At 68.6% G+C, this 20,099-nt stretch carries 19 protein-coding genes and 2 pseudogenes; 10 read left to right on the top strand and 11 right to left on the bottom strand.

Translation table 11 applies throughout. The features are described 5' to 3' along the window. The first annotated feature begins 144 nt into the window (after window positions 1–144). On the top strand, window positions 145–894 hold the full coding sequence (locus tag ACWESM_RS30920) for a DUF6319 family protein (RefSeq protein WP_355077895.1): 750 nt from the start codon (window positions 145–147) through the stop codon (window positions 892–894). A 1-nt stretch (window position 895) separates the two neighbouring features. Here the strand turns inward: ACWESM_RS30920 and ACWESM_RS30915 are convergent, their stop codons facing one another. Genes ACWESM_RS30915 through ACWESM_RS30905 form a run of 3 tightly spaced genes read right to left on the bottom strand, consistent with a single transcriptional unit; the run spans window position 896 to window position 3,632 of the window. Further along, the gene (locus ACWESM_RS30915) at window positions 896–2,428 is read right to left on the bottom strand and encodes a diguanylate cyclase domain-containing protein (protein WP_452494787.1); all 1,533 of its coding nucleotides are present in this window, start codon (window positions 2,426–2,428) and stop codon (window positions 896–898) included. Beyond that, window positions 2,428–2,994, bottom strand: a complete 567-nt coding sequence (locus ACWESM_RS30910) for a hypothetical protein (protein ID WP_355077893.1) — start codon at window positions 2,992–2,994, stop codon at window positions 2,428–2,430. The genes ACWESM_RS30915 and ACWESM_RS30910 overlap by 1 nt, the downstream gene beginning before the upstream one ends. After that, complete coding sequence (locus ACWESM_RS30905; RefSeq protein WP_452494785.1) at window positions 2,991–3,632, bottom strand: pyruvoyl-dependent arginine decarboxylase; 642 nt, start codon at window positions 3,630–3,632, stop codon at window positions 2,991–2,993. Before ACWESM_RS30905 ends, ACWESM_RS30910 begins: the two co-directional genes overlap by 4 nt. Window positions 3,633–3,723: 91 nt before the next feature. Here ACWESM_RS30905 and galK point away from each other — a divergent pair, with 91 nt between their 5' ends. The 3 genes from galK to ACWESM_RS30890 all read left to right on the top strand — a co-directional run bounded on the left by galK (window position 3,724) and on the right by ACWESM_RS30890 (window position 7,056). Continuing rightward, a complete protein-coding gene (gene galK / locus ACWESM_RS30900) occupies window positions 3,724–4,845 on the top strand; it encodes a galactokinase (protein ID WP_452494784.1) in 1,122 nt (373 codons plus the stop codon). Between the two features lie 228 nt (window positions 4,846–5,073). Continuing rightward, a complete protein-coding gene (locus ACWESM_RS30895) occupies window positions 5,074–6,792 on the top strand; it encodes a sodium:solute symporter family protein (protein WP_452494829.1) in 1,719 nt (572 codons plus the stop codon). Window positions 6,793–6,804: 12 nt separating this feature from the next. Then, window positions 6,805–7,056 (top strand): hypothetical protein, encoded by a 252-nt coding sequence (locus tag ACWESM_RS30890; protein WP_364431513.1) that lies wholly within the window; start codon window positions 6,805–6,807, stop codon window positions 7,054–7,056. A gap of 226 nt (window positions 7,057–7,282) precedes the next feature. Here the strand turns inward: ACWESM_RS30890 and ACWESM_RS30885 are convergent. Further along, window positions 7,283–7,738: pseudogene (locus ACWESM_RS30885) on the bottom strand (SRPBCC family protein); the annotation flags it as partial. A gap of 882 nt (window positions 7,739–8,620) precedes the next feature. On the opposite strand from ACWESM_RS30885, the gene ACWESM_RS30880 reads away from it, so the two are divergent. After that, window positions 8,621–9,295: a hypothetical protein gene (locus ACWESM_RS30880; RefSeq protein ID WP_364431519.1), complete on the top strand. Its 675-nt coding sequence runs from the start codon at window positions 8,621–8,623 to the stop codon at window positions 9,293–9,295. A gap of 85 nt (window positions 9,296–9,380) precedes the next feature. Here the strand turns inward: ACWESM_RS30880 and ACWESM_RS30875 are convergent, their stop codons facing one another. After that, entirely contained in the window at window positions 9,381–9,740 is a 360-nt protein-coding gene (locus tag ACWESM_RS30875; protein WP_452494781.1) for an Rv2640c family ArsR-like transcriptional regulator, read from the bottom strand. A 98-nt stretch (window positions 9,741–9,838) separates the two neighbouring features. On the opposite strand from ACWESM_RS30875, the gene ACWESM_RS30870 reads away from it, so the two are divergent. From ACWESM_RS30870 to ACWESM_RS30855, 4 genes and pseudogenes are all read left to right on the top strand, one after another. Further along, window positions 9,839–10,369 carry an ArsI/CadI family heavy metal resistance metalloenzyme gene (locus ACWESM_RS30870; protein ID WP_452494779.1) on the top strand — a complete coding sequence of 177 codons (531 nt, stop codon included), beginning with the start codon at window positions 9,839–9,841 and terminating at the stop codon, window positions 10,367–10,369. Window positions 10,370–10,492: 123 nt separating this feature from the next. Continuing rightward, window positions 10,493–10,807: an ArsR/SmtB family transcription factor gene (locus ACWESM_RS30865; RefSeq protein ID WP_355077925.1), complete on the top strand. Its 315-nt coding sequence runs from the start codon at window positions 10,493–10,495 to the stop codon at window positions 10,805–10,807. Beyond that, window positions 10,804–11,529 (top strand): annotated as a pseudogene (locus ACWESM_RS30860) (aquaporin). The gene ACWESM_RS30865 and the pseudogene ACWESM_RS30860 overlap by 4 nt, the downstream one beginning before the upstream one ends. A 9-nt stretch (window positions 11,530–11,538) precedes the next feature. Further along, a complete protein-coding gene (locus ACWESM_RS30855) occupies window positions 11,539–11,973 on the top strand; it encodes an arsenate reductase ArsC (protein ID WP_452494777.1) in 435 nt (144 codons plus the stop codon). 25 nt (window positions 11,974–11,998) lie between these two features. Here the strand turns inward: ACWESM_RS30855 and ACWESM_RS30850 are convergent, their stop codons facing one another. From ACWESM_RS30850 to ACWESM_RS30830, 5 genes are all read right to left on the bottom strand, one after another. Further along, window positions 11,999–12,748, bottom strand: a complete 750-nt coding sequence (locus tag ACWESM_RS30850) for a hypothetical protein (protein WP_355077883.1) — start codon at window positions 12,746–12,748, stop codon at window positions 11,999–12,001. Window positions 12,749–12,847: 99 nt separating this feature from the next. Next, on the bottom strand, window positions 12,848–14,317 hold the full coding sequence (locus tag ACWESM_RS30845; RefSeq protein ID WP_452494775.1) for a PepSY-associated TM helix domain-containing protein: 1,470 nt from the start codon (window positions 14,315–14,317) through the stop codon (window positions 12,848–12,850). Between the two features lie 299 nt (window positions 14,318–14,616). Then, window positions 14,617–15,180, bottom strand: coding sequence for a hypothetical protein (locus ACWESM_RS30840; protein ID WP_452494773.1), 564 nt, complete (start codon window positions 15,178–15,180; stop codon window positions 14,617–14,619). Between the two features lie 118 nt (window positions 15,181–15,298). After that, window positions 15,299–16,957 (bottom strand): acyl-CoA synthetase, encoded by a 1,659-nt coding sequence (locus ACWESM_RS30835; RefSeq protein WP_355077880.1) that lies wholly within the window; start codon window positions 16,955–16,957, stop codon window positions 15,299–15,301. A 176-nt stretch (window positions 16,958–17,133) separates the two neighbouring features. Continuing rightward, window positions 17,134–18,759 carry an acyl-CoA synthetase gene (locus tag ACWESM_RS30830; protein WP_355077879.1) on the bottom strand — a complete coding sequence of 542 codons (1,626 nt, stop codon included), beginning with the start codon at window positions 18,757–18,759 and terminating at the stop codon, window positions 17,134–17,136. A 250-nt stretch (window positions 18,760–19,009) separates the two neighbouring features. Between ACWESM_RS30830 and ACWESM_RS30825 the strand changes: the two genes are divergently transcribed. Continuing rightward, window positions 19,010–19,612, top strand: a complete 603-nt coding sequence (locus ACWESM_RS30825) for a carboxymuconolactone decarboxylase family protein (RefSeq protein WP_355077878.1) — start codon at window positions 19,010–19,012, stop codon at window positions 19,610–19,612. Here the strand turns inward: ACWESM_RS30825 and ACWESM_RS30820 are convergent. Continuing rightward, a complete protein-coding gene (locus ACWESM_RS30820; protein WP_355077877.1) occupies window positions 19,580–20,080 on the bottom strand; it encodes an ArsR/SmtB family transcription factor in 501 nt (166 codons plus the stop codon). The genes ACWESM_RS30825 and ACWESM_RS30820 overlap by 33 nt on opposite strands. Window positions 20,081–20,099 lie beyond the last annotated feature (19 nt).

The following is a 20,099-nucleotide window of genomic DNA, read 5'->3' as shown; positions in this document are numbered from 1 at the left end:
GTGACGGCATGTGTTGCCCACTGTTCGCTGGATGCGTGAACGGTGTCGTCCGCCGCCCCTATTCGACGGTGGCCCGCGAATCTGTCGGCGTCGTGCGGCATCATCTGTGCACGCAGCCAACCACGAAATCGCTCGGAGTTACCCATGTCGTCCCCACGAACCAAGCCGCAGCCCTTGTCGGACAGCGAGATTCAACAGATCGCCGCGGACATAGCCGGTGGCAGCCCGCCCATGGTGTGGTTCACCTCCGCCGCGGTCGGCGTGCCGGAGGGGCGCTCGGGCAAGGTGATCGCGCTCGGCGACCCTGCCGACGGTGACTTCCTCCAGGTCCGGCCGACCGGATCGAAGGATGTACTGTCCTTCTCTCCCACCGAGGTGACCTTGACCAAGCCGCCGCGAGGGGCGGCGGGCGCCACCGCCCAGCAGAAGTCGACAACACGGAAGGAATCCCCTGTGACGCAGTCGTCGACCACGACGAGCACCACGACCGAGCCCGCGCGGCCGAGCGCACCCGCGCCCGCGGCCACCCCGAAGCCCGCGGCGGCCGCGGAAGCGAGTCGAGCCGACAGCGCGGCCAAGCAGGCCGCGGCGCCCAAACCGGCCAAAGCGGCCGCCGCCCGCAAGGCCAAGGCGCCCGAGGTCACCGTGACGCTCACCGGCACCGCCGACGGCGAGTGGTCCATCGACGTGGTCAGCGGGAAGAAGCGCACCCTGCGCGGTCTTCCGGTGGCCGGTTCCACGGTGGCGCAGGCGGCGAAGATCCTGCATCCGGAGGTCGCCGAGGTGGTCGCGGGCGTCCTGGACGCGTTGCGCGGGGTGCAGGAGGCCAAGGTGCAGCAGTTACAGGCCGAGCTCGAGGAGGCCAAGCGCCTGCTGAACGAGCTGAGCGACTGAGTCAGACCGCGGGGCTGGCGGATCGGGCAGCCGTGCGCCAGATCCGTCGCTCAGTGCTGGGAGGCGTGTGCCGCACGTCGTCGTGGAACGCGTAACCGAGCGAGTACTGCTTCGCGTGGTACATGGCCGCGTCCGCGTCCCGGAGCAGGCCGTGCACGTCGGTGTCCGAGCTGCGTGGACCGACGCACGCCACGCCGACGCTCGCGGTGATCGGTATCTCCCCGGCGCTCAGCCCGAACGGCCGGACGAACGCGCCGAGCAGCCGTTCGGCCAGCACGGCGGCCTCCGGCCGGGCGAGCCGGGCGAGCACGACGAATTCGTCGCCGCCGTAGCGGGTCACCACGTCCTCGTGGCGCGCGACTCGCCGGATCCGGCCGGCCGCCGTCGAGATGAGTTCGTCGCCGACGGCGTGCCCGTAGCTGTCGTTGACCCGCTTGAAGCCGTCGAGGTCGATGAACAGCAGCGAGATCGGTTGCTCGGCCCACTGTTCGCCGCGCTGCCGCAGCGCGCGCAGCAGTGCGGCTCGATTCAGCAATCCGGTGAGTATGTCGTGGTCGGCCTGGTACTGCGCGCGCCGCTCGCTGCGGGCGCTGCGCACGATGGCGCGCTCGCTGCGCACCAGCATGCCGATCAGCAGTAACCCGAACAGCGACGACACCACCACGCGATCGAGCGGGCGCAGGCTCGACCCGACCACCGGCACCAGTGAGGCCACGATCAGCGCGATCGCGATGAGGCTGGCGCGCTGCCTGGAGTGGTGTGGGTGGATGCGCCGTGGCGTGCCGAGCGCGGTCATGGTCGGGTGCAGCGCCGCGGCGCCCACGGTGGCGTAGGCGGCGAGCAGGGGAGCCAGCAGCACTTCACGCCCGAACACGGTCGCGCCCGCGGTCTCCAGGCTGTAGCCCAAGTCGCCGAGCAGCACCGCGACGAGTCCGGCGTGCAGCAACCACAGCGAGGTCTCCGCGCGCGTGGAGGTCGCCATGGAGTGCGCCACCAAGGTCAGCAGCAGCGCGTCGAGTACCGGGTAGGTCGCCGCCAACAGCGCGTCCAGCCCGGTCGCGGTGGATTGCAGGATCGGGGAGATGAGGAAGGTCCAGGAGGCGAGCAGCGCGCCGAGCCCGATCAGGGCCGAGTCCAGGAGCAGGTCGTAGTCGCCGTGCACTTGGCGCGGCCACAACCAGATCAGCGCCGCGAGCCCGACGCCGAGATAACCCAGCAGAGTGAACGCGTCGTCGAGCGGATGGACCGCGTGGTCGCCGATGTCGCGCAGCGTGGTGCCGGTGGCGAACAGCACCGCCGAGCCGGACAGCAGATACCACGGCAACGGGTGCGCGGGCCGGTGCGTGCGCACGCCGACCGCGATCATGGCGAGGGTCGCGCCGACGATGATCGTCATCGTCACGAACGCCGCCACGTGCGAGTCCAGCGCCAGATGGACCGCGATCGCGGCCGCGCTTCCCCCCAGAAGTACCGGGTACCAGCCCGATCCGATGCCGCGCGGACGGCTGGTCTGTGGCTGTTCACTTGGTGTCATCAGCCCCCCTTGGTCGCTCCATCCCCGGTGAACCGGGCCGCGTAATAGATCTGTGAATCCTCCACCGCGACTTCGACGTTCGCCTGTTCGTCGAGCACCGCCCTGATGCTGTCGGCGAACGAGAACCGAGTGTTGTTGTACGAGCAGATGTCCCAACCGACCGCAGCGCGCTCGGCAACCAATATCTGGACAACTGATTTGATCATGGCATGGAACGCCGCCCCTTGGCGGGCACTTGGCGCAACAAGGGTGAAACCCGCGTAGTAGATCGCGTCGCGCGCCGCGTGTTCGGGATAGCGGGCCGCGAAATAGTCCGGGCTGATCCACGGCACGGTCTCCAGATGCCTGGTCAGCGTGGTGACGCCGATCGGCTCGCCGTCGGCGTGCGCCACGTACTTCTGCACGCGGGGATCCACCATCTCCTCCCGGAACTCCTCCGGGTGCAGCACCTGCCGTGCGATGGCCTTCGCGCGCAACGGGCCGAACGCCTCCTCGTACAGGCGATGGAACATCGCGATCCGTTCCTCCGGAATCGCCGCCTCGACGGTGACGGTGATCTCGCTCATCGCGGGTCCCACGGAATGGTGTGATACGCGGCGAGGACCAGCGCGCACGCCGGGTCACCGTCGGAGGTGGCGTCCACGGTGCACAACTGGACGGGGCCGAAGCCGTCGCCGCGGTGGCGGGTCATGTCCGCCAGGCTGGCGCGGATCAGGGCGTCGACTTCGTCGCTGGTGTCGGCCTCGTGCTCGACGAACAATCCCGCGCCGGAGCCGTCGTCGCGCAGCGCCCAGCCGATGCCCGCCGCGGCGGTCGCGCCGCGTTCGCAGGCGTGCCGCACCGCGTAGACGCAGTACAGCCGGTCACCCCACGGTATCGGCTTGCGTACCCGGCCGATCCGTTCGACGGTGGCGCGCGGCGGGATGACCGACGACAACCGGATCAGGTTCGCCTCACCCACGCCGAGATCGCGCAGCGCCGCGTCGAACGCCGACATGGCGGTCGGTCCCGCGCCGGTCGCCGCGCCGATCTCGATCGTCAGCGGCGCCGGGAACGTCCGCTCCAGCGGCGGCCGCAGCCGATCCGGGCGAGGCCGCGCGCGTAGGTCGCCGCGTGAGGCGTCGTGAATCATGGTGCCCTCCCGATCCGCCGCGGCCACCAGATTTCGCAGGCCGGACTTGCGTCGAATTCGACTCTGCGGCACGAACGCCGATCCCGCAGCCGACCGGGCCGAAAACGATGTCCGGGCGGCGTGTCTCGTACCCTGGCACCGACCGGGACAGCGAGGAGCGAGTGTGCGGACATGGGTGGCGCCGGGGCGGGTCAACATCATCGGTGAGCACACCGACTACAACGACGGCTACGTCCTGCCGATCGCGTTGCCGCTGGTGGCGCGGTGTACGGCGGCGCCGCACACGGACGGGCTGGTGCGGGTCGGCTCGCGGCAGCGGCCCGGCGAGCCGGTGCTCGTCGCGGTGTCCGACATCGAAGGCGCGCGGGCGCGGGTGCCTGGTTGGTCGCGTTATCCGCTCGGCGTGGTCGCCGAGTTCACCCGGCGCGGACACCGGATCCCCGGCGTGGATCTCGATCTCGACGGCGCGGTGCCGATCGGCGCGGGCCTGTCGTCCTCGGCGGCGCTGTCCTGCGCGGTGGCCATCGCGCTGCGTGATCTGTTCGCGCCGGGCCTGACCGATCGCACGCTGATCGACATGGCCCGCGCCGCCGAGAACGACTACGTCGGCGCGCCGACCGGCTTGCTCGACCAATCGGCCGCGATGTTGTGCACCGCCGGGCACGCGCTGCTGCTGGACGTGCGGGCATTCGCCGCCGACACCGCCGCGCCGCGCGGCGTCGAGCAGATCCCTTTCGATCTCGGCGCTTTCGGGCTGGAACTCCTTGTCGTCGACACCGGCCAGCCGCACGAACTGGCCGACGGCCGCTACGCCGAGCGCCGCGCGGAATGCGCTGCGGCGGCCGAGGCACTCGGCGTCGAGACCTTGCGCGACGTGGCGTCGGCGACGGACACCACCCGGATCGCCGACGACGTGCTGCGTCGGCGCGCCCGGCATGTGGTGACGGAGAACGCCAGAGTGGTCGCAGTTGCCGAAAAATTGCGGGAAGGGCTCGACCCGCGTGGAATCGGCCCGGTGCTCACCGCCGGACACGTCTCGCTGCGGGACGACTTCGAGGTGTCCACTCCGGCCCTCGACGCGGCGGTCGACGCCGCGCTGGCGGCCGGGTCGCACGGCGCGCGGATGGTCGGCGGCGGATTCGGCGGCAGCGTCATCGCGCTCGTCGACCGGGACCGCACCGCGGCGGTGGCGGATTCGGTGCGGCAGCGTTTCGCCGACGCGGATCTCCCCGATCCGCGCACTTTCGTGGTGGTCCCCGCCCCTGGAGCCCACCGGGTCGACTGAGCGACCGACCGGATTTGTGCGCGAATGTGCCACGCCGTTGGGCATGATCGCGCACAGTGGTGTCTGCCGACACCATTCGGCGGGCGACGAGGAGGTCGCGCGCGCCGGGCAGGACCAGCACGACGCGGCTCTCGCACGACGAACGACCTCGCTCGCCGCCCCGGTTTCACCGCCAGGAGGAACGCTGTGCCGCTCGTCGATTCGTCCGTTCTCGCCGCCGTGCCCGGCCTGCACTCGGCCGCTTCGCCACCGCACCTCGAAGCCGCCGAGACCCTCCGCCTGGACGCGCAGCCCGTCGACTACGCGCTGGTCGCCCTGTATTTCGTGTTCGTGCTCGGCATCGGCCTTCTGGCCAGGCAACGGGTGTCATCCAGCATCGACTTCTTCTTGTCCGGGCGCTCGCTACCGGCTTGGGTGACCGGCCTTGCGTTCATCTCCGCCAACCTCGGCGCGGTGGAGATCATGGGCATGTCCGCCAACGGCGCGGAGTACGGCTTCCCGACCTTCCACTACTTCTGGATCGGGGCGGTGCCCGCCATGCTGTTCCTCGGCGTGGTGATGATGCCGTTCTACTACGGCTCCAAGGTCCGCAGCGTGCCGGAATTCATGCGCCGCCGCTTCGGCACCGGAGCCCATCTGGTGAACGCGCTGAGTTTCGCCGTCGCGCAGATCCTCATCGCCGGGGTCAACCTGTACCTGCTCGGCTCGATCGTGAACGTGCTGCTGGGCTGGCCGCTGTGGGTCTCGGTGATCGTGGCCGCGGTGATCGTGCTGTCCTACATCACCCTCGGCGGTCTGTCCGCGGCGATCTACAACGAAGTGCTCCAGTTCTTCGTCATCGTCGCCGCGTTGCTGCCACTCACCCTGGTCGGGTTGCACCGGGTCGGGGGATGGGACGGGCTGCGCGACAAAGTGACCGCCTCGCCGGGCGGCGCGGCGCAGCTGGAATCGTGGCCCGGTAACGCGCTCAGCGGATTCTCCAACGATTTCCTGTCGATCCTCGGCATCGTGTTCGGCCTCGGATTCGTGCTGTCGTTCGGGTACTGGACCACGAACTTCGTCGAGGTACAGCGCGCTATGGCGACGCACTCCATCTCCGCGGCGCGGCGCACGCCGATCATCGGCGCGTATCCGAAGATGTTCATCCCGCTGATCGTGGTGATCCCCGGCATGATCAGCGCGGTGCTGGTGCCGCAGATGGCGGAGTACAAGGCGGCGGTGACGGCGAATCCGGACTTCGAGAGCGGCACCACCTACAACCAGGCGCTGCTTTACCTGATGAAGGACGTGCTGCCCAACGGCCTGCTGGGTGTGGGGCTGGCAGGCCTGCTCGCGGCGTTCATGGCGGGCATGGCGGCCAACGTCTCCGCGTTCAACACGGTGTTCAGCTACGACCTGTGGCAGCAGTACGTGCGGCGCGACCGCGCGGACGGCTACTACCTCGGCGTGGGCAGGCTGGCCACGATCGGCGCGACCGTGGCCGCGATCTTCACCGCGTTCATCGCCTCCGGGTTCAGCAACATGATGGACTACCTGCAGACCTTGTTCAGCTTCTTCAACGCGCCGCTGTTCGCCACGTTCATCCTCGGCATGTTCTGGAAACGGATGACGCCGACCGCGGGCTGGACCGGTCTGGTCTGCGGAACAGCCACCGCCATAGTCGTTTTCATCCTGCACGAGACGAAGGTCTTCGAGCTGTCCGGCCAAGGGGCGAGTTTCGTCGCCGCCGGTGTCGCGTTCGTGGTCGACATCCTCGTCAGTGTCCTGGTCACCCAGGTGACCCAGCCGAAACCGGCGGCGGAACTGATCGGGCTGGTTTACTCGGAGACGCCGAAGGAAGTGCGCACCGACCCGGAGGCCGACACGCTGCCCTGGTACCAGCGCCCGGTCCTGCTGGCAGGCATCGCGCTCGTGCTCGTGATCGCGCTCAACATCTTCGTCGGATAAGGAATCGCCGCAATGTTTTTCGATATCCGTACCATCGTCGGCGGGTTGCTCGGCTGCTACGCGATCGTTCTCGTGGTCACCGGACTGGTGCACGACACCGCCGCCGAGCAGGCCAAGACCGGCGGGGTGAACGTGAACCTGTGGGCCGGGCTCGGCATGGGCGTGGTGGCGGTGGCCTTCGTGGCCTGGGCGCTGCTGCGCCCGGTCCAGGTGCCACCGGAAGCGCATCCGGCGGACACCGATGAGGAGCGCGACTCCGCCTGACGCGAACGACGCCCCCTGGGAGACCCAGGGGGCGTCGTCATCGCACTGGTCAGACGCCCGGGCTACCGGTTCCGCCGGGCCACGTGCCGGGTGTGCCGGTCCCACCGACACCCGGGCTGCCGGTTCCGCCCGTTCCCGGGGTCCCGGTTCCGCCTGCGCCCGGCATGCCGGTTCCGCCGACGCCGGGCCGGGGAGCCGTGCCGCGTTCGGTCGCGGTGCCGCCGGCGTCCGGACGCGGGATGTCGCCGCGCCACGCACCGGTCTCGCTGCCCTGATGCTCGATGAAGTGCTTGAAGCGCTCCAGGTCACCGTTCACCCGGTGCTTCAGCACACCGAGCTTGTCGGCGACGTTCTCCACGAACCCTTCCGGGTCGACGTCCATCTGCGTGGTCACCCTGGTGTGGGTGTCGTCGAGCCGATGGAACGTGACGACGCCCGCGTGCTTGGGTCCGCTGTCGGACTTCCAGGCGATGCGTTCGTCGGGATGCTGCTCGGTGATGGTCGCGTCGAACTCCCGCGTCGACGGGCCGACATGGACACGCCAGTGCATATGCCGGTCATCGATCTGCTGTACCGCTTCGACACCCTCCATGAACTGCGGAAACGACTCGAACTGCGTCCACTGGTTGTAGGCGGTGCGAACCGGAACCTCGACGTCCACCGTGGCGGCCATTGTGCTCACTTGCTACCCCTTTCCTCGCCCATCCGCGTCTTTCGCGGGTCGGCGTCTCTCGGTTGACAAGCGCTCCCTTGTGGGGCGACTCGGGACATTGGTCGCTTACCCGGGTCGTTGGGGGGCAAACAGAGCGGAATCCTCGTCACACGTGCCGCCCAGCGCCGTCGGACCAGGTCCCAGGCCCGATCAGGCCTTGTTTTCTCCCCGAATCAATTCAGACGACGACGTCGGCGGCCAACGCGCCCAGCGCGCGTACCGCTGTCGGCTCCAACGAGCCTTCCCGGTGGTCGCGTCCAGCACGGCGAACGCGCCTTCGTCCAGCCGCTCGCCGCGCCAGACCGCGACGGCCTTCGAGTGGGGCAAGATGGCCGGTTCCTCGCGTACTTCTATCCGCCAGCCCGGGCACTGCCAGCTTTGTGTCGGAGGTTCCTGGGTTGCTCTGATCCTCGTTACCGCAGGCAGCCAGCACGCACAGGACGACTGTTCCAGCGAGTACGGACTTCGACTTCATCGAGATGCCCCCTGGTTCACGAAGAGCGGTTCGCGGCCAACGTAACATCTGTCCAGAACAGCCGACAAGCGTTCTGGCACAACACAATCGAGGGCTTGCGCGATCGTTCCTGCGGTATTGCCGCCTGGCGTCGGGAAGCGTGGCGGTCGCTGCGACCGCGGTCTTCACCTCCGGCATTTGGTCCTCGACCGCCGGCGAGTCGGCATGCTCCGCCGTTCCGCCACCGACTCGGCCCGCCCGCCCCGGGCGTCTCCGGAACCGACGTGCCGCACGTCCCGAGCGTGAGAACCACCCGGAATGTGCGAGGACGGCAGGCCCGCGTGTGGTCAGGGTTGAGGACGAACAGATGCCGGACGATCGAGTGAAGGAGGGTTCGAATGAAGAAGGTCGAGATCTTCGACATGCCCACCCGCAGCGAGAGGCGCGATCCCGAGGCACTGAAGAATCGCATTCAGGGCTCCAACGGCGGCCGGGACGATGCCTACGGCGCGTACCAGCTCGCCTGCCTGATGGCTGCCACCGAGGCGGAAGAGGACGGCAGCGACGACGAGGCGTGTCTCAGCCAATTCGAAGACGCGCTCCCCGGCTGGCTGAGCCGCCTCGGCTTGAAACTGGACGTCCATGCGTACGGCGTGTGCCACATGTCGGACAACGCGGGCGTCGATCGTGGCGACGCGTCGTCGATCTATTGGACGTTGTCGGGGTTCCGCGACCGCTCCCGAATCTACGAGGCCATCGCCTTCCCGTCCGGCACACCCGCGCCCTCCGGTTCGCTGATGGAGCAATACGACGACTGGTCGCAGAACGCCGCCGCGGTAGCGGAAGAGGAATCCAGCGACTCCGCGCGCTTCTCCGCCTTCGTCGACTCGATGACGGAATACCTGAATTCCTCCGGCAAGAAGTTCCCCGGAACGTCCTTCGGCTACTTCAACAGCGCGGGCAGCGAAATCTACACCCCCAGCATGGAAGAAACCGGAATGCTCTGGAGCGTGGCCCCGCTCGGCTCTTTCGACGGCCACATGTACGAATGCGTCACCGCGCTTCCCAAGTAAGTTCAAGATCAACGGCACATGACTGCGGCATTTCGCGAGCAAGCCGCTCCACCATGTCCCGTTGATCTTGTTGTTCGGAACAGGTTCAGCGGCAGCAGTTGGGGTCGAGGACGAAGCACAGTGCCGATAGGGCGTCGCGGCGGGCGCGGTGGAAGGTGTTCATGCCGCGACGTTCCGATTCCACCAGCCCGGCTTTACGCAGCTGGCCGAGGTGATGGCTGACCGTCGACTCCGACAATCCGACCGCCGCGGCGAGATCGCCGCCGTTCTCCTCGTCGGAAGTGCTGGTCAACAGCAGTGACAGCAGCTTCACCCGCGCCGGGTCGGCGATCGCTTTGAGCCGCAACGCCACCTCCAGCGCAGCGGCGTCGTCGACCGGCCCGGCCGCGACCGGCGCGCAGCAGACCGGGGCGGACATGTCGATCACGGGCAGCGTCTTGGGCATGCGGTCGACTCTACCCACTTCATTGACATATGTCGAAAAGGTGGCAGACTCGGCACCGAACCGGTTCTTCGATATATGTCACACAAGTGGAGGTAGTCATGTCCCGCATCCAACTCGCCCTCAACGTCGACGACATCGACCGGGCCGTGCGGTTCTACTCGACCCTGTTCGGCACCGAGCCCGCCAAGCGCAAGCCCGGCTACGCCAACTTCGCCGTCACCGAACCACCGCTGAAACTCGTGCTGATCGAGAACCCCGGCCACGGCGGCAGCGTCAACCACCTCGGCGTCGAGGTCGAGACCTCCGACCAGGTGCACGCCGAGATCGCCCGCCTGTCGGAAGCCGGGTTGTTCACCGAAGAGCAGATCTCCACCACCTGTTGCTTCGCCACGCAGGACAAAGTCTGGGTGACAGCGCCGGACGCCGAACGCTGGGAGGTCTACACCGTGCTGGCCGACAGTGAAACCTTCGGTACGGCACCCGAACTCACCGGTGCGGCCACGCCTTCCGACGCCGAGGCGGTTAAGGCCTGCTGTGGCACGGTCGAGGAAGCCGCCGCCGAAGGTGCGTGCTGCGGCTCGGTCGCCAAGAAGGAGGCAATCGACTCGGGTGCCACCTGCTGCCACTGACCCCGGGCGACGTTAACCCGGTGTTCGCTTGCCTGTGGATTCGATGTACATCAATATCGATCCGTGTCGAAACAGGAGTTACCGCTCGTCGGCGTGACCGCACCATCGTGTGAGGTCACGCCGATGATCCGCCAACCGCTGACCGCCGACGCCGCCATCGAGCTGGCCTGCGTCTTCAAAGCGCTGTCGGACCCGGTCCGTTTGCGGCTGCTGTCGGTGGTCGCCGGCCATGCCGGGCGGGAGGCGTGCGTCTGCGACCTGTCGGAAGGCTTCGACGTCAGCCAGCCGACCATTTCCCATCACTTGAAAGTGTTGCGCGAAGCCGGACTGCTCAGCAGCGAGCGGCGCGGGTCGTGGGTGTACTACCGCATCGAACCCGCCGCGCTGCGGCAGTTGTCCCGCCTGCTCGACATCACCGTCTCGGAAGCGGCGCGATGACCGACCTGGCCCGGCGGCTACTGGCCGAATTCCTCGGCACCGCCCTGCTCGTCGCCGTCGTCGTCGGCTCCGGCATCGCTGCCCGGCAACTGTCGCCCGATGACATCGGCGTGCAGCTACTGGAGAACTCCACCGCAACCGTTCTCGGACTCGCGGTGCTGATCCTGGTCTTCGGGCCGGTGTCGGGCGCGCACTTCAATCCCGTTGTCTCCGTGGTGGACTGGCTACTCGGGCGACGCTGAGGCACCGGCCTTTCCGGCCGAGACCTCCCTGGCTACATCGCCGCCCAAACGACCGGAGCCGTCTTCGGAGCGATCCTCGCCAACATCATGTTCGATCGATCCGCGCTGCAGATCTCCACCCACCATCGCGTTACCACCGGCCATGTGATCGCGGAAGTCGTCGCCACGGCCGGACTGATCGCCGTCGTCTTCGGCCTGGCCCGCAGCGGGCGAGCGGCCCTGTCGGCGGCAGCGGTCGGCGCATACATCGGAGCGGCGTACTGGTTCACCAGTTCCACCTCGTTCGCCAACCCCGCCGTCACCATCGGCCGCGTCTTCTCCGACACCTTCGCCGGAATCGCCCCCGCCTCAGCGCCCGGCTACCTCGCCGCCCAACTCCTCGGCGCACTCATCGGCATGGCCCTCGTCGCCATCCTCTACCCGGCCACCGCCGCCGCCGACAAGGCCGTCATCCCCCGCGACACCATCGACACTCACTGAAAGGCCGCGATGCCAGCCATACCGAGCGTGCTGTTCGTCTGCGTCCACAACGCCGGACGCTCCCAAATGGCCGCCGCCCTGCTCGCCCACCTCGCTCAGGGCGAAGTCGAGGTCCGCTCCGCGGGCTCGGCCCCCGCCGACGAGATCAACCCTGTCGTCGCCGAAGTCATGAACGAGATCGGCATAGACCTCACCGACCGGAAGCCGAAGATCCTGACGCCCGAAGCTGTCGAAGCCTCCGACGTCGTCATCACCATGGGCTGCGGCGACGCATGCCCCTACTACCCCGGAACACGCTATCTCGATTGGAAGCTCGACGATCCCGCCGGACAAGACCGCGCCACCGTCCGCGCGATCCGCACCGAGATAGAACGACACATCCGCGGCCTGCTCGCCGAAATCGGTCTTCGGATAACGGATGAAGCGGGGCCCGGCATCGAGTGACACGCCCTCGATGCCGGGCCGGAGATCACTTCAGCGGAGCCGGCATGGGTGCGTTGATCGTGGAGAAGTACATGATCGCCGCGCCGATGGCGACGGGGGCCGTCACCAGGATCTGGCCCGCGACCGTGCCGAGGGCGCCGACGGCGACGATGCCGCCGAGGCAGCCGACGGCGGCGGCCGGTATGAACGGGCCGAACATGCCGACGATGGTGGCGGCGGCGACGGTCGCTCCGGCGATGCCGCCGAGCACGCAGCCCACCGCCGCGCCGCCGATGCCGCCGACCAGGGTGCCGATGGTGGCGCCCATGGAGATGGTGCTGGTCATCCGGGACCAGGCCGCCTGCTCACGGTCGTACTCCGTCTTCCACGGCGCCTTGTCCTCGAACGGCAGGGCGACCGGCTTGTAGACCGCGTGTGCCAGGTCGAACTGGGGGGTCAGCGTCGCGGTGCGGTCGGAAATCTCCGCGGCGATGGGGAATTCGAACTCGTCGACCAGGAAGGTCAACGGCGTGCCCGCGACGACGGTGCCGTCGGCGGCCTTCACCTTCAGCACCTGGTCCTCGACCACAAGCGAGCCGGAATCGATGCTGATGATGCTGGCGGTCTCGGTGGCGTGGGCGGTGAAACCGACGGCCTCGGCGGCCTCCGTGGATGTGGCCTCGACGGACGCGCTGTCCACCGCAGCGACCTCGGGGGCGGCGGAACTCGTGCCCGCGGCGATGCTCACGGCAGCGGTGGTGAACGCGGCGGCCAGGGCTAGTTTCGTGATCTGCATGGGAAATCCTCGGTTTCGAAGGCATGGCGAAGCGACGGCCATACCCGTGACGTTTCGGTAGGTCGTTGGGGTGACGGGCCTTCGCCCGCGAATGTGTGGTTAAGCGGCGGCGCGCATCCGTCCGGCGAGGCCGAGCAGCACGTCGATCGCGAGGAAGGCGAGCAGGCTCAACCCGACCAGCGGGACGAACCAGCCGACCACCAGCACGGCGGTCACCAGCGGCACGACCAGCCAGAGCGAGGTCTTGCGCAACGCGCCGCGTCGCGGGGCGCGGCCCAGCACGAACCGCCCCGTATCGCGGGTCGGCCGCCTGCGCCACCACATCAGGTAGCCGCGCACGATCACGGTGATCAGGCCGATCATCGCCGCGAGCAGCAACAACTGATTGAGCAACCCGAACATCAGCCCCATGTGGAACTGGATGCCCCAGTTGGTGAGCTTGGCCATCAGCGGCCAGTCGGCGTACGGCAGACGGTCGGTGACCGCGCCGGTCGCGCCGTCGACGGCCACGGAGTCGACGGTGTAGGTGCCGGGCATCCGGCGTTCCTTCACCGCGAACGCCTTGCCCGGCGCGGCCGGTACGGCGATCTCGGCCGGCTGCGTGATGCCTTCGGCGCGGGCGGTCGCGTAGACCCGATCCAGCTGGGCGATCCGCTCGGCCGGAGCGGCGGGCGCGTGGTCGGCGTGCCCGCCGCCGTGGTGATCGGAACCCGAATCATGGCTCGAGGCAGCGGTTCCGGGCAGCGCGGTGCTGACCGCGGGTGTGGTCCAGCTGAGCTGCTCACGCAGTTCGGTGACGTTCGCACCCGCGTAGGTCGACCAGGTCATGCCGGTCGCCGACAGCAGCAGCGCCAGGGGAAGCACCCACATTCCGACCGCCCCGTGCCAGTTCAGGGTGCGGCCTCGCGCGCGCTGCGACCGATCGGCCGCGAACAGCCAGCCCCAGCCGTTGCGGGCCCGTCGGCTGCGCACCCGGCGCACCCAGATGACCAGCCCGGCCAGCGCGACGATCCACAGCCAGGACGCGGCGAGCTCGCTGTAGAGCCGGCCGGGTTCGCCGAGGTGCAGGTCCCGGTGCAACCGATCGATCCAGGTGCGCATCGGCAGCGCACCCGAGCTGCCGTATACGACGGAATCGCCCACCGGCTGCGCGGTGTACGGGTTCACGAACACCGCCCGCCGCTCGGATTCCCCCAGCGACGGGTCGCTGAACAGCACCCGGGTGGTGTCTTCGGCGCCCCCCGCCGGGGCGACGGCGACGAGCTGGAGATCCGGCCGCGTGGCGACGGCCGCGCCGACCTGCTCCGACAGCGGCTTCGGCGTTCCGGTCGCGGTGACCGTCAGCAGGTCGCGCGACCCGATCGACTCGAGCGTCGGGGATATCGCGTAGAGCGCGCCGGTGACGGCGGCGATGAGGATGAACGGCCCGACGAACACTCCCGCGTAGAAGTGCAGCCGCATGGCCAGCGCGTACAAACTGTTACGCGCGGTGGCCCGGCGTGGGCCGGAGGAATCCGACGGCTCCGATAAGTCGGCGTCGGAAATAGTTTCTGTTGTACTCACGATCATTTCGTTTCTGACGGCGGAACCCGGGTGGGACGCAACCTTTTCTGACGGTCGTGGGCACGCGACCGCCGCGGCGACCGTCCTGCGCGGACAGCCGTCGCGGAATCACCTGCGGACGCGTCCATTCGACGGAAGCGTGATCTCGGAACCGCACGGAAGGAAGGTGTGCGATTCGGTGAACGGCGTCGCGTCGGCACGCTCAGGAGTGGGCACGAGAGTGCGCGGCGACGCTGCGCTGCACGAGGAAAGACCGTGACGATGAGCGATACTCACGCCACGCGTGCACAGGGTGTGGAAAGAATTCAGAGAACGACCGCGAGCGGCGGAGCGCGTGTGCGCAGCGCCTCGGTGGCGAAAACACGCAGGACGACCCGGTCACGATGGGCCGTCCGCAAAGGAGCGCGGTCCGCGACGACGGGCGGGGTGTGCCGCACCGGCAGCACCCGGCGCAGCACCGCGGTGCCGATCCGGTAGGCGGCCTCCGCCCCCCGGATCACGATGGCCGCCGCGAATGCCGCGCACACGTGCGCGGCCAGCATGGCCGGGGTCAGCTGGGCATCACCGTGATGCAGGTGTCCCGAGCTGATCCCCATGGTGAAGTGCCCGAGCAACTGCCCGGCGACCAGCGCCGCGACCAGCCCGGACGACGTCTCGCGCAGCGGGGCCAGGCCCGCGACCAGCGCGCCGATCACGGCGGACGCGGCGGCGAGCAGGGCCAGCGCGGTGGTGTCCGGCAGCATGCCGCCGGAAGCCCAGCCGTGCGCCGCGACGGAAATGGCCCCCGAGATCGCACCGGCCGAGCCACCGCGCACCCGCGCGACGGCGCCGCGACGTCCCGCGGCAGACCGGTCGAACTCGTAACTCACCCGCTGATGATAGCGGACCGGTTGCACGCGTCCGACCGCATCAGCAGGCCCCGAAAATACTCAGGCCTCCATGGCGGGCGGCAGGCGCACCGCCAGGAAGACCGTGGACGCGCTCCGCTCAGCCCGCGTCGACCTCCATCTCGATGAGCGGCTTGCGCAGCAGCTTGCCGGTCGCGTTGCGGGGCAACTCGTCGAGGAAGACCACCTCGCGCGGCACCTTGTAGCGGGCGAGATTCGCCTTGACGTAGTCCTTGATCTCCTGCGGATCGCGCTTGCAATCGGGACCGGGAACGACGAACGCGCGCAGCCGCTTGCCGAACTCGCGGTCCTCGACGCCGACGACCGCGGCTTCGAAGATGTCGTCGCGACCGGCGATGAGGTTCTCCACCTCGAGCGGGAAGACGTTCTCGCCGCCGGAGACGATCATGTCGTCGTCGCGGCCGTCGATGTAGAGCAGGCCGTCGGCGTCGAAGTGCCCGACATCGCCGCTGGACATCATGCCGTCGACCATCTCCTTGCCGCGACCGTCGGTGTAGCCGGTGAAGGCGAAGCCGTTGTCCACGAAGATGGTTCCGGTCACGTTCGGCTCGGTGATCGGCTTGCGCTTCTCGTCGAGCAGCACGATCCGGATGCCGACCGGAGCCTTGCCTGCGGTGGTCGGCGCCTTGCGCAGGTCCTCGGGCGTCGCGACGGTCATGACGGCGCACTCGGTGGAGCCGTAGAGGTTGTAGAGGCTGTCGCCGAAGTGGTCCAGCGTGCGGGTCACCACGTCCGGCGCGATGGCCGAGCCCGCCGCGAAGATCACCTTGATGCTGCTGACGTCGTACTTCGCCAGCACGTCCGCATCCAGGTCCAGGATGCGTTGCAGCATGGTGGGCACCACGACCAGCGAATCCGCCCGGTACTTCTCGATGTTCGCCAAGGTCTGCTCGGGATTGAAGCGGCGCTGCTGGAAGACCACCCGGTTGCCCAGCGCGAGACCGAGGGTGAACTGGGACAAGCCGGTGCCGTGGAAGATCGGCGCCGCCATGATCATGGTGCCGTTGGCGGGCAGCGGCACCCGGTCGACGAACTGAGCCGAGGCGAACGGGCTGACCCGGTCGCGCGGGGCCCCTTTCGGGGTGCCGGTGGTGCCGCTGGTCAGGATGACGATGCCGCCGGGCTTGGCCGGGGCGGGCAGCGATGCGCCGGACTGCCCGCTGATCAGCGAATCGACGGTCGGGATCGCCGGATCGGCGTTGTCCTTCTCGTCCACCCAGGTGAGGATGCGCGGGATCGCGGCGGGGATGGCGCTCATCAGGTCGATGAACTCGCTGTCGTGCAGCACCGCCTTGACGTTCTCGCGCTCGGCGACGTCGGCGAACTGCGGCTTGGCGAACCCGGTGTTCATCAGCACGCCGCGCACGCCGAGCTTGCCGGTGGCCAGCAGGCTCAGCACCATGCCGCGGTGGTCGCGCGCCAGGATCGCCACCACGTCACCGGGATTGATGCCTTTGCTCTGCAAGCCGCGGGCCAAGGCGTTGGACTGTTCGTTGAGACCGCCGAAAGTCAGCTCCCCGCGCTCATCGACGATCGCGACGGCGTGCGGCCTCGTCTGCGCGGCATGCATGACGACACCCGCGAACGGGCCGAACTTCAAGATATTGAACGCCGACCGAGCGGCATGGTCGGGGCGCAGCGGATTGAACAGCCGCCGCTTGACCATCACGTTCACGCCAAGGGCAAGATCGCCCGCCTTGCGGGCGGCGCCGCCCAACGCGGGGAGGGAAAGAGACATCGACGACAACCTTCCGGCGGTATCACCCGGTGATCCTTCGGGTGGTGCGGACCGCAATTTCGATACCCAGTGCTGGTGCTAACACTAGCAAGCTTGTGTAACCGGTTGTGTCATGTATCTCAGCGGACGCTACCCGCTGGTAACGGGCCGGGCGCGGTGGCCCGGCCCGCTGTTCATCAGGCCTTGACCTCGTACTCGACCAGCACGCGGCGCAGCAGTTTGCCGGTGGCGTTCCGCGGCAGGTCATCGAGGAAGACCACCTCGCGCGGCACCTTGTAGCGCGCCAGGTTGTTCTTCACGTACGCCTTGATCTCCTCGCCGTCGGGCGAGGAGCCCGGCTCGGGAACTACGAAGGCGCGCAGGCGCTTGCCGAACTCCACGTCGTCCACGCCGACCACGGCCACGTCGAAGATGTCGGGCCGTTCCAGCAGCAGGTTCTCCACCTCCTGCGGGAAGACGTTCTCGCCGCCGGACACGATCATGTCGTCGTCGCGGCCGTCCACCATGAGCAGGCCGTTCTCGTCGAAGTGGCCGACGTCGCCGCTGGACATGTAGCCGTCGATGATCTGCTTGTGCCTGCCGTCGGTGTAGCCCTCGAACGGAGCGCCGCTGCGGATGAAGATGCGGCCGGTGGTGTTGGTGGCGGTGACGCGCTGGTCGTTGTCGTCGTAGAGCCGAACCTCGCAGGTGATCGGCGCGCGACCGACGGTGCCGGGCGCGAGGGCGAGATCCTCCGGGTTGGCCACCGTCGCCACGGCGCACTCGGTGGAGCCGTAGAGGTTGTAGAGCACCGGACCGAACGCCTCGGTGGCCTTGATCGTCAGTTCCGGCGACAGCGCCGAACCGGCCAGCACGATCGACTTCAGCGAGGACGTGTCGTATTTCGCCCGGATCGCCGGATCGAGTTCGACCATCCGGTGCAGCATCGTCGGCACCGCCACCAGCATGTCGGCCTTGTGCTCGGCGACCAGGGCGAGCGTGGCCTCGGCGTCGAACCGGCGGCGCACCACGACCTTGTTGGCCAGCGCCGCGCCGACCAGCCAGGTGGCCAGTCCGGTGCTGTGGAAGATCGGCGAGACGATCACCTGAGTGCCGCGCTGCGGGAACGGGATGCGGTCGACCATCTGCGCCGTCGACAGCGGAGTGACCTTGGTGCGCGGAGCGCCCTTCGGCAGGCCGGTGGTGCCGCTGGTCAGGATGATGAAGCCACCGGGCTTGCTCGGCGCGGGCAGCGGCTCGGCGGAGTTGGCGGCCACCAGGTCGTCGAGCGTCTGCGCACCCTCGGGGAGTGTGGCGCCCTCGTCGACCCAGGTGATGTAGCGCGGCAAGTCGGCGGGCAACGCGTCGAGCAGGCCGAGGAACTCGCTGTCGTGCAGCACCGCCTTGACCTTCTCGCGGGCGCACACCTCGGCGAACTGCGGCTTCGCGAATCCGGTGTTCATCAACGCGACTCGCACGCCGAGCTTGCCCGCGGCGGCCATGGCGATGATGAGCCCGCGGTGGTCGCGCGCGAGCACGCCGATCACCTGGCCTTCGGAGATGCCCGCCGCTTGCAGGCCGCGCGCGACGGCCGTCGACCGGTCGTCCAGTTCGCGGTAGGTCAGGGCGCCCGCCTCGTCCACGATGCCCGGAGCGTCCGGCGCCACGCGCGCGGAGTGCCGGATCAGCGTGGCCTGCGGGCCGAGGATGCGCGACTCCTTCATCGTCCGCAGTGTCTCCAGCGGCTTCCGGGGATCGGTGACACCCCGGCTGCGCAGCACACCCAGCGCCTTCACGGCCTCCAGCGTGTGGGCCAAATTCATGTCGAACAACCTCCACAAAACCCTCGCGTCGGTCCTCGACCTAGCGAACCGGTACGGCGTGTGACTTGACACCGTAGCAGTGCGGAGTGTGACAGGTCACAACAGAAACGGACAAACCCGTCTCGGTTCGGTCGCGGCCACCGCAGGTGAGAGCGGTCGCCGGTCCGATTTCGGTCTTTTCGCCCGCCGTTACCGGCCGGTAGCGCTACCCTCGCAACGTCTCGAGACCGCTCGAAGGGAGACGCGGCCAATGTCCGATCCGAAGGACCGTGCACCGTTCATCGACATTCCCGGCGATCTGCCCGGCATCCGCGGCCTGTTCGCTTTCAAGCCCGAAACCGGGACGGCGCTCAGCGAATTCGCGCAGACCCTGTTGCGTGGGTCGTCCCCGCTGACGCCGGGGGAGCGCGAAACCATCGCCGCGTACGTGTCGTCGCGCAACCAGACCTACTTCTGCACCCAGTCGCACGCGGCGACCGCGGCAGCGCTGGTCGACGGCGGTCGCGAGCTGATCGACGCCGTCATCGAAGACGCGGACTCCGCCGCGATCGATCCGAAACTGCGTGCGCTGCTGCGCATCGCGGACAAGGTGCGCCGGTCGGGACTCGAGGTGACCGCGGAGGACGTCGAGAACGCGCGCGCCGCGGGCGCCAAGGACGAGGACATCCACGACGCGGTCCTCATCGCTTCGGCGTTCTGCATGTTCAACCGCTATGTGGACGGCCTGGCGACGGTCGCGCCCAAGGAGCGGGCGACCTACGAGCAGATCGGTGGGATGCTCGCCACCGCCGGATACGTGGCCGCCGGAGTGCCGCCGGAATCAGCGGCGAGCGCTGGCCAGGGCGACGAGTAAGGGCACCACCCGGGCGGTGGGCACCTCGAATCGCCCGCGCCCCGCGGTGTGCAGCCAGCCGACGGCGGCCAGTTGCCGCAAGTGCTGATAGATCTGGCCGGAGTCGCCGACACCGTCCACTCCGGCCAGTTCGGCCGCGGTTCGCCGCCCGCCCATGATCTCGCGCAACAGCCGCAGCCGCACCGGGCTGCCCAGCGCCGCAAGGCATTCCGCCGTCTCGGCCCAGTCGTCCTCGATGAGGTCGCCGGTGGTGAACCGGGCCTGCCACTCGCGCTGCTGGTCGTTGGGCAAACGGACCGACCCGGCGAAGACCACGCCGCCGTCGGGCTCGTCGGCCGCGGCGAACTCGTCCCGCAGACGAGCCACCGCCCACTGCTCGGCGCCCGGCGGGAGATCTTCGGGGCGAATTCTTTCTTCCAGCGCGCTGAGCCGCCGTTCCAACTCGGCGACTCGGTCTTCCAGGCTCACGAACCCAAAAGCTACGGAA

The sequence above is a fragment of the Nocardia sp. NPDC003999 genome (assembly GCF_053604885.1).
Note: the sequence above shows the minus strand (reverse complement) of the source record. Positions and strands in the feature narration are given on the sequence as shown.

What these genes read in the sequence shown, in the direction of transcription:
- ACWESM_RS30865 (WP_355077925.1), top strand. Translation starts at nt 10,493, where the DNA reads ATGATCCGCCAACCGCTGACCGCCGACGCCGCCATCGAGCTGGCCTGC.
- ACWESM_RS30875 (WP_452494781.1), bottom strand. Translation starts at nt 9,740, where the DNA reads ATGCCCAAGACGCTGCCCGTGATCGACATGTCCGCCCCGGTCTGCTGC.
- ACWESM_RS30915 (WP_452494787.1), bottom strand. Translation starts at nt 2,428, where the DNA reads ATGACACCAAGTGAACAGCCACAGACCAGCCGTCCGCGCGGCATCGGA.
- ACWESM_RS30825 (WP_355077878.1), top strand. Translation starts at nt 19,010, where the DNA reads ATGTCCGATCCGAAGGACCGTGCACCGTTCATCGACATTCCCGGCGAT.
- ACWESM_RS30855 (WP_452494777.1), top strand. Translation starts at nt 11,539, where the DNA reads ATGCCAGCCATACCGAGCGTGCTGTTCGTCTGCGTCCACAACGCCGGA.
- ACWESM_RS30910 (WP_355077893.1), bottom strand. Translation starts at nt 2,994, where the DNA reads ATGAGCGAGATCACCGTCACCGTCGAGGCGGCGATTCCGGAGGAACGG.
- ACWESM_RS30835 (WP_355077880.1), bottom strand. Translation starts at nt 16,957, where the DNA reads ATGTCTCTTTCCCTCCCCGCGTTGGGCGGCGCCGCCCGCAAGGCGGGC.
- ACWESM_RS30850 (WP_355077883.1), bottom strand. Translation starts at nt 12,748, where the DNA reads ATGCAGATCACGAAACTAGCCCTGGCCGCCGCGTTCACCACCGCTGCC.
- ACWESM_RS30845 (WP_452494775.1), bottom strand. Translation starts at nt 14,317, where the DNA reads ATGATCGTGAGTACAACAGAAACTATTTCCGACGCCGACTTATCGGAG.
- ACWESM_RS30870 (WP_452494779.1), top strand. Translation starts at nt 9,839, where the DNA reads ATGTCCCGCATCCAACTCGCCCTCAACGTCGACGACATCGACCGGGCC.
- ACWESM_RS30920 (WP_355077895.1), top strand. Translation starts at nt 145, where the DNA reads ATGTCGTCCCCACGAACCAAGCCGCAGCCCTTGTCGGACAGCGAGATT.
- ACWESM_RS30880 (WP_364431519.1), top strand. Translation starts at nt 8,621, where the DNA reads ATGAAGAAGGTCGAGATCTTCGACATGCCCACCCGCAGCGAGAGGCGC.
- ACWESM_RS30830 (WP_355077879.1), bottom strand. Translation starts at nt 18,759, where the DNA reads ATGAATTTGGCCCACACGCTGGAGGCCGTGAAGGCGCTGGGTGTGCTG.
- ACWESM_RS30890 (WP_364431513.1), top strand. Translation starts at nt 6,805, where the DNA reads ATGTTTTTCGATATCCGTACCATCGTCGGCGGGTTGCTCGGCTGCTAC.